The 12,554-nt window shown below is 59.9% G+C and carries 10 protein-coding genes; 4 read left to right on the forward strand and 6 right to left on the reverse strand.

Going from position 1 to position 12,554, the window contains the following annotated elements; translation table 11 throughout:
* The first annotated feature begins 127 nt into the window (after window positions 1-127).
* The 4 genes from AC1MH0_RS22290 to AC1MH0_RS22305 are packed head-to-tail and all read left to right on the forward strand — an operon-like array spanning window position 128 to window position 4,650.
* Window positions 128-949, forward strand: coding sequence for a hypothetical protein (locus AC1MH0_RS22290; RefSeq protein WP_480966267.1), 822 nt, complete (start codon window positions 128-130; stop codon window positions 947-949).
* Window positions 950-1,006: 57 nt separating this feature from the next.
* Complete coding sequence (locus AC1MH0_RS22295) at window positions 1,007-2,461, forward strand: lipopolysaccharide biosynthesis protein (protein ID WP_480966268.1); 1,455 nt, start codon at window positions 1,007-1,009, stop codon at window positions 2,459-2,461.
* The gene (locus AC1MH0_RS22300) at window positions 2,458-3,477 is read left to right on the forward strand and encodes a glycosyltransferase family 2 protein (RefSeq protein ID WP_480966269.1); all 1,020 of its coding nucleotides are present in this window, start codon (window positions 2,458-2,460) and stop codon (window positions 3,475-3,477) included. The genes AC1MH0_RS22295 and AC1MH0_RS22300 overlap by 4 nt, the downstream gene beginning before the upstream one ends.
* A gap of 18 nt (window positions 3,478-3,495) precedes the next feature.
* Window positions 3,496-4,650 carry a glycosyltransferase family 2 protein gene (locus tag AC1MH0_RS22305; RefSeq protein WP_480966270.1) on the forward strand — a complete coding sequence of 385 codons (1,155 nt, stop codon included), beginning with the start codon at window positions 3,496-3,498 and terminating at the stop codon, window positions 4,648-4,650.
* Window positions 4,651-4,662: 12 nt separating this feature from the next.
* On the opposite strand, the gene AC1MH0_RS22310 is transcribed toward AC1MH0_RS22305, so the two are convergent.
* The 6 genes from AC1MH0_RS22310 to AC1MH0_RS22335 form a co-directional block, all read right to left on the reverse strand.
* A protein-coding gene (locus AC1MH0_RS22310) for an IS630 family transposase (protein WP_480966271.1) occupies window positions 4,663-5,609 on the reverse strand; the annotation gives its coding sequence in 2 pieces (ribosomal slippage) (window positions 4,663-5,273 and window positions 5,273-5,609; 948 coding nt in all).
* Between the two features lie 156 nt (window positions 5,610-5,765).
* The gene (locus AC1MH0_RS22315) at window positions 5,766-7,001 is read right to left on the reverse strand and encodes a hypothetical protein (protein WP_480966272.1); all 1,236 of its coding nucleotides are present in this window, start codon (window positions 6,999-7,001) and stop codon (window positions 5,766-5,768) included.
* Window positions 7,002-7,042: 41 nt separating this feature from the next.
* Window positions 7,043-8,221, reverse strand: coding sequence for an acyltransferase family protein (locus AC1MH0_RS22320; RefSeq protein WP_480966273.1), 1,179 nt, complete (start codon window positions 8,219-8,221; stop codon window positions 7,043-7,045).
* Between the two features lie 298 nt (window positions 8,222-8,519).
* On the reverse strand, window positions 8,520-10,697 hold the full coding sequence (locus AC1MH0_RS22325) for a GumC family protein (RefSeq protein WP_480966274.1): 2,178 nt from the start codon (window positions 10,695-10,697) through the stop codon (window positions 8,520-8,522).
* 1 nt (window position 10,698) lies between these two features.
* Window positions 10,699-11,982 carry an outer membrane beta-barrel protein gene (locus AC1MH0_RS22330; protein ID WP_480966461.1) on the reverse strand — a complete coding sequence of 428 codons (1,284 nt, stop codon included), beginning with the start codon at window positions 11,980-11,982 and terminating at the stop codon, window positions 10,699-10,701.
* Entirely contained in the window at window positions 11,982-12,539 is a 558-nt protein-coding gene (locus tag AC1MH0_RS22335; RefSeq protein WP_480966275.1) for a polysaccharide biosynthesis/export family protein, read from the reverse strand. The genes AC1MH0_RS22330 and AC1MH0_RS22335 overlap by 1 nt, the downstream gene beginning before the upstream one ends.
* Between the last annotated feature and the right edge of the window lie 15 nt (window positions 12,540-12,554).

A 12,554-nucleotide genomic window follows, 5' to 3' on the forward strand; every position in this document is an offset into this window, starting at 1 on the left:
TTCCCTACGGCAAACGGTGGCTGAACGAGCTTCGGTTGCTAGACCGATCTTTTCTCGCTAGCGCTTCGGACGAATTGCTGCGACGCGGCAAAAGTTGGCCTATTTGACAGGTAAGCGGGGCGAGCGAATGATACTGGTTCGTACCACTCGTATCGATGATCAAGTGCGCACTCTAGCCGATCGCTTGAACATCGCTAGCGGCCAAATCGTCGCGATGCTGGTCGACGAACGGCAAGCACCGGTCCCAACAGAGTTGCCCAAGGTCAGCCTAACGGACGCGGCCTGCGCCAAGCTTGGACTGCATACGCCAAACGATTTTGCTTGGCGCTGCGGGGATTACGGTTTTTATTTGGCCAGGCAGCAGTTTCCCAGCGAAGTTCATTACTGGATGATCGAATACGACGTGGCGATCAGCGGCGACGCAGCGCAGTTCTTCGCTACCTGCGATGCGCATCCACACGTCGATATGCTGGCTGCAGACGTTCGGCCGGCCACTCGCGATTGGTGGTGGCGCGCCAGCGTCGCGGCATCGGACGCCCGACCATATCGCTGCTTTTTTCCGGTCGTGCGCCTTTCTGCTAGGGCAGTCGACACACTCGCAGCAAAGCGCCGCGATCACTCACGCCGCTTGCTCAGGCGCCTGCTCTGGCCAAACGACGAGAGTTTCGCGGCGACTGCGGCAATGGCTGCCGGCCTCTCAATCGCGGACGTGAATGACTTAGGCGAACGGTTCTACGAAGGCGATACCTACTCCTACATCAACGTCATCGACGGGTCGCGCTTCATGCCGGAGGGTGCCGCGCCACGATTACACCACCCAGTGCTGTTCGGCGACGATCTTGCCCGTAAGCTCCAGCGCCTGAAGGACGATCATTCGGCACCGACCCCCCTACCCGAGCGGGTCTATCGCAAGATCATCGCCACGGCGAACGGAGCAATGAGATGGTAAGCCATCGGTGGCTGCCCGGCCAGTTGCCTGTTGCACTAGTCGGGGGGCGATAACGCGGTGTCGTTACGTAAATCAGCGTCTTGGCTGGGTGCGGCGCAGTTGATCGGCCTGATCCTGCAATTTTCAACGTCAATCATCTTTGCACGCTATTTAAGTCCCCATCAAATGGGCATCTATGCAATTGCGGTCGCCTTGGTCGGCCTGCTTTCGGTCATCCAGCAACTCAGTCTGCCCGCGCTTATCATCCGCGAAGAGAATATAACAGAGGATTTCGTGCGTACCGCGTTCACCATGAACGTGGCGATCACGGTAATGTTCGTCTTGGTGATTGTGGTAGCCGCCCTGTCAGGAATGGCAGGATCAGGCGATTCGGGGGTGCGTGACGTTCTACTCGTGCTCGCGATTTCGCCGTTGTTTGGTATCCTGTCGTACTTGCCCATGGCGCAGATGGAGCGGGAAGGGCGCTTCAAGGCACTCGCCCTCATCAGCGCAGTTGCCATCATCGTCAATGCGGTCGTCGGCATTGTGTTGGTGGTGCGAGGCGGTGGTTATATGAGCATCGCCTATGCGCAGCTGGCGTACAGCGCGGTCTATACCGGACTGGCACTGTATGTCGGGCGAGACCATGCCCGGTATCAGTTCGGTCGACAGGCATGGCGACGCGTTCTGCGCTTTAGCATGCAGACGCTGGCGATCTCCGGCATGCATACGGCGGGTGGGCGGATTACCGAATTGCTGATCGGGCGCATTATAAACCTGAGCGCGCTCGGCCTTTTTAACCGGGCGAGTGGGCTCAACAATCTAGTCTGGCAGAACATCGCGAGCATCGTTTCGCGTGTCGTACTAGTCGACTTTGCGGAAACCCATCGCCAGCAGATTTCGCTGCGCGACCGTTATTTGCGAACGGTGGCGGTAATGACAGCCATCCTGTGGCCTGCCTTCGCGGGTCTTGCCGTCATAGCCCGGCCGTTCATCGTCTGGGTTTATGGCGAGCGTTGGGAGGCGGCAGTGATGCCCCTCGTCTATCTAGCGATTAGCTCGATCCTGCTCACTTCAGTCAGCATGACTTGGGAGGTCTTTACCTCGACCGGCCGGATGCGTGAGCAGACCCGAGTGGAGACAATCCGCGTCATAGTGGGCACCGGCCTGTTTGCAGTTGGTTGCCTTTACGGACTGGAGGGGGCGGCCGCGAGCCGGATCGTGGATGCAGTCTTGGCGCTCTTTATCTACCGGCCTTACCTCAACAGCATGACAGAGACGACGACGCGGGACTTCCTGCCGATCTACCTGCGCAGCGGATTGGCGACGCTGCTCGCGATCCTGCCTGCTTCCGCCGTGGTCGTATTCTACGGTGCGGCCCTGCCCCCCCTGCCGCTGATGAGTGTCGCGATGCTGCTAGGCGGGGGGGCGTGGCTAGGGTGTCTGGCAATGCTGGACCACCCCGCTTGGCAGGAAGTAAGAAAGGTAATGGGGCCATTGGTGGAACGATTGGGTAGAAAGCTCGTGCGATGAAGATATCTGTTGCACTCGCAACCTATAACGGCAGCCGCTATCTGCGCGAACAGCTTGCTAGTCTGTCCGGTCAGACACTTTTGCCCGACGAGCTGGTGGTCAGCGACGACGGATCGACCGATGATACGCTGGAGATCGTGCGCGCTTTCGCGATCACCGCTCCTTTTCCGGTGCGCATCCTGTCCAAGTCAACGCGGCTGGGTTTTTCTGATAACTTTCTTCATGCTGCCGAAGCGTGTCAGCATGAAGCAATCGCCCTTTGTGATCAGGACGATGTCTGGCTGCCGACCAAGCTGGAGATAGAAGCCGCGCGATTGCACGCGGATCACAGCCTGATCGTGCTTCATACCCTGACAGTGACAGACGAGCTTCTTAAGCCGACTGGGTTGCACTGGACCCAGGATATCGAGAAAGATGAGGTCTACGAGCCGTTGCAGCTTGATCCCTACTGCGTTGGCTGGGGCAACACGATGATGTTCCGCCGAGAACTGGTCCACCTTATCGATCGGCAGCTTCGGCCTCGGCAGCCTGAATTTCCTGATCGTCCGCTTTCCCATGATACCTGGATCTATACCCTCGCTGCCGCGCTCGGCCGTGTGTCGCACATCACCAGGCCACTGATCCTGTATCGCCAGCACGGCAGCAACGCAGCCGGCTTCATTGGTTGGCGCCCGCGAACCAAGCTGGAGGAAGTGGCCAAAATCGAGATCGTCAGGCATCGCGAACAGGCGCTGATCACGGCGCAGCTTGCTAAGTTGTTTAAGCAATTGCGCGATGGCAACGGCCCGTTTGCACCGGCTGCTGGCACTGCAGCTGTTGTATTTGCAGACCGTCACCATCGATCGATGGCACGTGCTCTGATGTTCGACGGAGCGTCGCTCTCGTCGCGACTTCAGGCGTACCGCGATTTTCATGAGGCTGCGGACGGTCAGCGTCCATGGTTAGGATCGCGTATCAAGACTTTGTTGCTGGGCGTCTCGGGCCTTGTCCGCCTGATCCGTCCAGTATCAACATAAAGAGGTTAGAGGCGAGCTATGCCGATTATCGTGGATGTGCTGATCCCAGCCTTCAATGCCGAAGCAACGATCCGAACTGCCGTGGAGAGCATTCAGCAACAGACTCTACGTGATATCCTGATCCACGTCGTTGACGACGGGTCGACCGACGGCACTCCCGTCATCTTGGCAGAGATGGCGCAAGCGGACTCGCGTATACATATTTATCGCCGAGAGAATGGCGGAATCGTCGATGCCTTAAATTACGGCCTGACTTTCTGCCAAGCCGAATTCCTTGCTCGCCATGATGCCGACGATCTGGCCTATCCTGAGCGGCTTCAGGTGCAAATCGACTATCTTCGCGCTCATGCTGATGTGGTGGCGGTTGGTGGTCAGGCGCGGCATATTGGTGCTGATGATCAGCCGACCGGCACTGTCACGGCGTTGGAATCACCCGATCTGTGCGACCCGGACCATATTCCCTCGCGTGAGCCCTATATCATCCATCCGCTGCTGACGTTGCGGCGTGTGGCGCTCGAACGGGTGGGCGGGTATCGCTTCGCGGTACACAGCGAGGACACCGATCTCTACTGGCGGCTGCGTGAGGTGGGACGGCTGGTCAACCTGCCCCAGGTGCTCGCCGATTACCGCCTCCATGACGCAAGCATCTCCGGTACGTCAGCAACCAACGGCCGGATCATGGCTGTGAATGCCCAGCTTGCCGGTTTATCGGCCCGGCGCCGGCGCGCCGGACGCCCCGACCTGAATTTCCTAAAGGATCGCGTTGCCGGGTACAAGCAAGCTGGAGGACTGGCCGGGGTAGTGGAACTGGCCTCCGCCGGTCTCGATGCGGATGAGCGGGCGTATCTGATCCGTGCGACTGCGGCCAAACTGCTGGAGTTGACCACCTACCGTCCTTATGATCTGAGCTGGGGAGACGCCGTATTTGTGCGTCATGCGCTTGGTGACGGCATGCCGGGTGTGCCTGCTGAACGACGCAAAATTTTAGAGCGGCACGTCAGCGGTGCAGCCGCACGGCTGGCGACCAAGGGCGAGTGGCGAACGGCGTTCGCACTTATCCCGCCCAAGCTGTTCCCCGGTTTCGCGGCGCGTGTAGCTATGCGACTGGCAGTACCGAATTCGTTTCACCGCTTTATCCAGCGTCGCGGAACACGCATGGCGCTGGGCGACTAGAGCGGTTTCTGATCAGTCTGCATCGTAACCAGCGGCTGCGAAATAGTTCGAGCATTCCTGGGGCGAGTAGAGGTCGACGATACGGCCGATGGCATCCCAGAGGCCGTGAATGGTCCGCTCGGCCGCTTTTCGCAGGTGCGCCTTCAGCTTGGAGAAGGCCATCTCGATAGGGTTGAAGTCCGGGCTGTAGGGCGGAAGGAACAGGAGCCTGGCACCTGCGGCTTCGATGGCGACACGCACGGCCGGCGCTTTATGGCTCGACAGGTTGTCCATGATGACGACGTTACCGGGCGAGAGTTCGGGCACCAGCACGCGGGTCACGTAGGTGGTGAAGGCATCACCGTTCATCGCTCCGTCGAGCACCCAGGGTGCGATCATGCCGGTGCGGCTCAGACCCGCGACGAAGGTGGTGGTTTTCCAGTACCCGTGCGGCACGCCGGCCCGCAGTCGTTCGCCGCGTGGCGCTCTGCCGTAGCGACGTGCCATGTTCGTTGATGCCCAGGTCTCGTCGATGAAGATGAGCTGCCCGGGATCGAGATCGAGCTGACCGTCGAACCATTCCTCGCGCCGCTTCAGGATGTCGGGGCGATCCTGCTCGGTCGCGTGCGCAGTCTTTTTTTGCGCGTGATCCCGCGTCGCGCGAAGAACCGCCATATCGTGCCGAGCGCGACCTCGGTGCCGTGATCAGCCAGGAGCGCCTGCAACTCGGCAAGCGTTATGTCGGGGGTCGCCTTGTAAGCGTCTAGGATCAACCCGGCATGCGCCTCGATCCTCATCGAACGTCGATCGCCACCCTGTTGCTGTGGCGCTGGCGTCCCGTGCTGGGTTGCAAGCTGCTGCCACCGGATGGCGCTCGCGGCGCTGACACCGAACCGTACCGCAGCCTGCCGACGCGACAGACCACCCGCGATAGCCGCCACAACCCTACCCCGAAGATCTACCGACAGTGCTCGCGCCATCCATGCCAGCCTCCTGCACCGGCATGAATCCTGAATCAGAAAACCGCAGCGACGGGAATCCCATTATGATTCAGCCCGGTGAGAAACCGCTCTAATCGACCGCTTCGGTTCAGGTGACCAGCGTAATGTCGGGAATAATAGGTCGAAACGCTCTCCTCAGGAGAGATCATCCTCGAATTCGGCAGACGGCTCCACGGGGGCCGACCACAGGCATAGCAGCGTGGCTATGATGATGAAGGGCATGAACAAAAGATAGCCCCCCCCCATCTGGTAGTTGACCAACAAGTAGAGCGAGACCAGCGCCATGTCGCGCCGCCACCACGACCCGATCACATAGGCAGCAAACATCGCAAGACCGACCGTTCCATATTCGAACACAATTTTCAGTGCGGTGCTAATGCTGCCCGCGACGCTGGTTCCCATGCGTTCCAGCGCGCCGGGCCCAAATCCGATCAGCGTGCGCGTGTCCCCGGAAAAGGCCCGCAGTACGTCGAACTGAACCATGTAGCGGGCATAGCCGCTGCTGCCCGAATAATTAAGTTCGTTGGCTCGCCCCATCAGCCCGCCGAACAGGGCCGGCACGGCAACCGCCGCTAGACCGGCAAGGATTGCGCCGACCAACATCAGCCCAATCAGCCGGCCAGACGCACGTGGCGCAAACACCACCGACAGTGCCGCCGCGATTGCGAAGGCGAGCAGCCCAGTGCCTGCATAGGTCGTGAGATAGGCAATGCCGTACAGGGGTAGGAAGCGCCAATCGCGGCGTACGAACACATCCACCACCACCGCAAGCATAACGAACTGTGAGAAGATGCTGGGCTCCAGCAAAAAGAAGCCGTTCGAGCGCATCACCGACGATCCGTAGGCGACCACTGGATGATAGTTGAACCACGGCTCCGCCAAGATCGGCCTGAGCGCGGGCACCCAGTCAATAAACGCGAATACGCGAAACCCTGCAAACTGAGCGAGATACTGAAAAATACCCGCCGCAGCTATTCCCCGTAGATATATGACGAAGATGTTTAGCGTCTGCGAGCCATCGAACCGTGCGGTCGGCGCTGCGAGCATCCCAACATAGACCAACAGCACCGAGGCCAGCGAGGGCAGACTAATGCCGTTGATGCGTGAATCCGGCGTGTTGACCGCGATCAACGTGCTAACTAGAGCCGCTGCTGCAAAAGCACCGAACGTCAGCGTGCCGCCCAGACGTAACCGGGCTCGCCCTGTCCACAACAGCCATCCCGTCATCGTGAGAAAGGCAAGGAGGCACCAGTAGAGGATGCCACCGCCGACGATAACGCAGAATCGCTGGAGCAGTAGGCAGAAGATCAGGTTGAGATGGACGAACAAACGGCTGGCGCGAAGGTCGCCAGCCGTGATCTTATTCGCCACCGCAGCGTCGTCTGTCCAGCTGTCGCTCGGGATGGCGTTCGTCAGGATTCGCCGGACTCCGTTCCATGGGCAGACATGACGCTGGTGACAGGGGCCGCTCCGCGATCTTCCACAGGCCCGTGGCGTCGTAGCCAGCGTGTCAGCCGACGCTCGATCCAGATTTGGCTGATATGCGCCACGGCAAGCGCAGGCAGCAGCGCCGTGATTGCAAACACCAGTTGGGCTGCAGGGCCAAGCGTGGCGACAAGGCCGGACCCGATCAATGCGGCCTTGACCGGCGCCATGACGACGGGATGCCAGAGATAGAAACTGTAGCTAATTGTGCCAAGCCACTGCAGCGGCGCGCTTCGCAACAGTGCGCAAAAGGCGCCTTGTTCGCGGGCGATACCAAGCAGGGCCAGCCACCCTGCGGCGCCGGCCGCCGCCATCAGCGGCAGCGCTGCTGTCCAAGCAATGATGTCGAAGCGGACAGGCGTCAGCAAGGCGATCTCCCCTTGTGGGGCAAGCAACTCTGCACACCGCCAAAGCAGCAGGAAGGCAACCAGCCAGATACCTGGGACCGCCCCTAGACGGACGAGGACGCGACGATCGAGCATTCCTGCCGCGATTAGAACGCCTGCTGGCATCAGCAGTGCTCGCGGCAATACGGCAATCAGCAGCGTACCTACAACAACAGCCAGCCGCCGCCAGCGCAGGCCCCGGCGGCCGGCATACCAACACAGCGCGGCTAGTGCGTAGAAGCTCACCTCGTAGCCTAGTGACCAAGCGGCAGGATTGACCTGCGGCAGGTCGTAGACTGGTGGCGGGGCCAGGAAGTTGAGTAGCCAGTCGGTGAAGGGGGGCATCCAGTGCCGGGTCGCCAAGCTCAGGACGGTGATGACGATGAGCGTCGTCCATAACAGTGGATAGATGCGCGTCGCCCGATCCCATGCGAAAGCACGCAACGATGGCGCACGCGAGAGCGCACCCATGATCACAAATCCACTGATGCCGAAAAACAGCTCCACGCCGAACTTGAATGACCCGAATGCGTATACTGCCAGCCAGCTGTCAGCAGGGTAAAAGGTCGCCAGCCCCGAATTGGCAACGTGGAATGCAAACACCAGCACCGAGAACAGCCCACGCGCGCCATGGACCGAAAGATTAAGCTTCGGTCTGCCGCTTTCGAGCGTTCGCTCAGGAGCGATGCGGGAAAACGAATTGGACTTGCTTTCGATCAATGGTTTGTGTCACTATCGTTACAGGAGATACAGCCACGATGCAAAAGCATGGCATGAAACCCACGTTCGATCATATCAGGTTCGTAACCATGTTTGGTGATCTGATATGCATATGTGTGAATTATCTTTCGCACATGACCATTACAAACGTTAGCACTCCCGAGGGCCGCTACGGTGTGGGAACAAGCTCGTTTCCACAACATTATCACCGTGCTGTGTCCCTTGGAGCATGGCTGGGATTGCTGGCGGGTGGCGGCTTGTGCTGGGCCCTTATCCTGTCGTCGATCTGATCCGGACATCAGCCTACGGGTGCTGTGTAAGTCTGATATTCATGATCCACGTCGTCGATCGCGTAAGCGGCTACTGCCTTCATGTTGACTTGGGTCATGATTATCCCAGACATGCGCACTCGGACTGATGCCAACCGGCGCAGTGCCGAACGGACAATCGGCACTGGTGTATGTTTCCATCGCACCACCATGAATGCCTGATCAACGAAATTCATCAGCAGGCGTGACTCTACTGCGGCAAGCGACGGTGCGGTATCGATAATGACGATATCAAACACCTGACCAATCCGCTGCATCAACTGATGAAGGTTTGCTTCCGAGTTTATATGGCGATGCTCAAACCGTTGGATCAGCGACGGCAAGATATATGCGCCGCTCCGCTCATCCCGGAGCAATGCGTCACGGACCTGCCCCTCCTCTGCTAATACCTCCGTCAATCCGACCTGCGGTGACAGTCCAAATATCGAGGCGATGCTGGGACGGCGGATATCGCCGTCGATGAGCAACGTGCGCCGGCCGCTGATCGCAGCGATGCGGGCCAGGCAGGCGGCCGTGGTCGACTTGCCTTCTCCCGCCCGCGCGGACGTGATGCCCACCACCCGCATTTGTTCGCCATGCCCTTCATTTTCGATTGCGAACAATAGGCTTCGCATCGCTTCGGCGAGAGGAGAAAGGGGGCGTTCCACCACATAGTCGATCGGCGCCATGCCTTGATCCGAAGCCGCCGCGATCGATGCAAGCGCAGGCACGTTGACGACATGGCGCAAGCCAAGCGCCTCTTCTGCTTCGCGTGAAGACACCAGTGTTTGATCGAACAGTTGCAGCACCATCACGGTGCCGCCCGCGAGCAGCAGGGCGATCGCCACCGCCAGTGCTGCGTCCAGCTTGCGGTTGGGCGAACTCGGCTGTTCCGGGGGTAGTGCAGGTGATAGCGGACGAGCGTCGGCATCGGCGACGATCGCTTGACTGGCAACGATCGTCTGCCGCTGAAGAAGGGCGTTGTAATTTGTTCGAAGTGCATCGGCACGGCGTTCAAGTTCGTTTAGTTCCACGGAAGCGGAGGTATTCGCCGCCAGTTCGCCGCGCGAGGCGCTGGCGATCCCGCTAGCGGCGCTGGCGCGCTGCCCGGCCACCTGAACGCGAGCTTCCAGATTTGACATGACCCGGCGAATTTCTGCTTGAATCTCGCCGTCCACCTTGGCCAGTTCATCACGGGCGCGCGCTACTTCGGGATGCTGGGGCTGGTAACGGGCTTCGAGTTGAGCAAGCTTGGCGCTAGCCTGTGCCCGCTGCCCGCGCAATTGGTTGACGACGGGGGAACTGAGGGCTTCGCCTACGTCATCGCCATTCGATCCGCGGGCAAGCTGCGATCGCGCGGTGGTGAGGCGTGCGCGTTCCTCCGCCAGCTGGGTCTGGGCGGTTGCTTCCTGTTGCTTGTAAACCGACTGTTCTTGCTCGGTCAGCGTTTCGCCGTTGGCGCTGAGCAGATTGCGGGCGCGACGATAGGCAGCGACCTTTGCCTCGGCCTCCACCACGCGACCGCGTAGATTGTCCAACTCGCGGCGCAAACCGGCATCGGTGCTGCGCGCTGCGTTCAGGCGGCTGTCCACCTTCAACGCGAGATACTGGGTCACGAATTCATTTGCCGTCATCGCGGCAATCATGGGATCCGCCGCGGTGAAAGATACGGCCAGCACGTTGGTGCCACCCGGCCGGTCGACCTTGACGCGTCCCTCCGTTGCATTGAGTATCGCACGTTGCGGCGGAGGTGTCTTGTACTGGGTAACGATACGCCCATAATCGTTGCGCTGTCGCCGCATTGCGTCGATGACGCGACGTGCCACCCCTGCCGAGCGCAACACTTCAATCTCAGACGCGACGGCCTCGTCATCAGCCGAGTTTACAGGAACGACGTCGTTATCCTTGGCCTGGACGTTCAGGATCCGCGAGTTGACCAGTAATGTCGCTGCCGCGGTATATTGGGGTACCCGTTGCACGATATACGTGCCCGCCGCCGCCAAGACGATCAGGAAAACCGCCAGAAACGGCAGCCAGCGCCGGCGCAGCACCATAAGCAAGCGCCGGAAATAATCAGTGGGGGCCACAGGACGGCGCGGCAGCGGCTGGCTCTGTCGCGTCAGTTCGCGGCCGGCGGTTTTATCGATGGGAACGGGTATCTGGTTCACGTCAGATCCTTACGCCGAGACCCACGAGGATTCTGTCCCGGGTTAAAGACTTATATCGCGCCTGCCCAGTAGACGACAGGTCTAGCCGGTCGGCGCTGACTCGAAGAGAATAGTTCCGATTAAGTCGGTAGTCGGCGCTGGCTGTCAAGTTGGACCGGCCGTCGCGGCGGTCAACGCCGTTGAAGCGGTCACGTTCGTATTGGAAGCTTGCACTCACAATCAGCGATCGCAACAACTCGTGGTCGACTTGAATACCGCCAATCAATGCCACATAGGTGCTGGACTCGGGCGTACCAGCGTCATTGACGCTACGAACCGCGTTCACCGTCACCGTCGTCAGCTGTGATGGAAAGAAAAAAACACGGGAATTCACCGCCAGTGCCGAAAACTGGCGAAAGTCGCCGTCACGGTAGGCGGAAGTGATATACCCCAAGCCGATCTCACCTCGCGCCAAGATCGGCAACTCGAACCGGGCGCCGGCAAGAAACTCGGCCGTCTTCGCTCCACGTTGCACTCCCAGCGAACTAAGCTGTGCGTAGGATGACGAGGTATAACTACCTTGCAGGAAATATGCGACGGCGGCGCTCTGTATTACGTCGGCACGACCCCGGACCGAGCGGATGGTGCCGTCCCGATAATCCTGATCTAACTCGCCGCCGGAGCGCAGTTGACCGTCGCGGTAATTGTACCGCTGCAGCCCGGCTTCACCTGCTATCAGGATGCTGCCCAGACGCTTGCTGAGTGCGACGCCTCCGGTCACTTCGCTGAATGCAATGGGACGTCGCGTCAGGGCGAACGCGTTTTGCGATTCCCGCGATTCTCTGTTGGTGCGGAACCGGCCTAGCAGGCGCACCCGCATCTGCCCGCCAAGATCCTGCGTTCCATAACCAGAAACGCTGACTGCGTTCAGGTTTTCCGTTGGGTTCCGAGCATAGCGAGTAAGGGTACCATCCACGCTCAGGTTGACCGAACGGTTCGATGCACTGGCGGCAAGCTGGACGGAAGGCGCCACCCCGACAAAAACGTCGCCCTGCTCGTCATCCTCGAGCGCGAAGATGTTGTCGGTGGCGTTTCCCGTTACCTCGACCGCAGGGGACAAGGTGAAATTGCCGACGGGCAGGCCAGGCACCTCGTAGCCCGTCGTCATCCGCTCGCGGACGGGCGTGTAGCGGAAAAAACGAATGCTCTCGTCCGGAGGCAGCAACTGCGCAACAGCCGGCACCGCCGCCATGATCATACCACCAGCAAGTAGTGCAGCACCGACCGGACGACGAGCTTCAATCATCAAAAGAACCGCTCCAGGATACGCACGGTATCGCCAGGCAGGACTTGCAAGGATGAATCAAGACGGTAGCGGACTTCCTCGGGCTGGTTGAGGTGCTGGATTATCACGACCTTGTGGTTCGCGCGGTAGCTAAAGCCACCTGCGGTCGCAACGGCAGAGTTGACGGTTAATCCCACGCGATAGGGATATTGACCTGCACGATTTACTTCGCCCAGAATATAGAAAGGGCGGTACTCGGTGATGTCCACGCTGACCTTGGCGTCCTTCACGTAACCAACGCGCAGCCGGTCAGTCAGGAGCGCCTGAAGTTCCGGCAGGCTTAACCCCGCCGCCTTGACCTGGCCCAGCAGCGGGTACGACAAGCTACCGTTGCTGCCGACCACGAACGTGCCGGTTAATCCTTCCTCCCCATAAACGTTCACGCGTACCTTGTCGTCGGGGGCAAGTCGGTAGACCGGTGGTGTTGTCGTCACTTCGGGACCATCGACCACGGCACCGCCGGCACAATTGGCGGTTGCCAGAATCAGGGCAAGCCCCATGGATCGCAACAGGGTCATCGATTGTTCTTTTAT

The sequence above is a fragment of the Sphingomonas sp. AP28 genome (assembly GCF_056680455.1).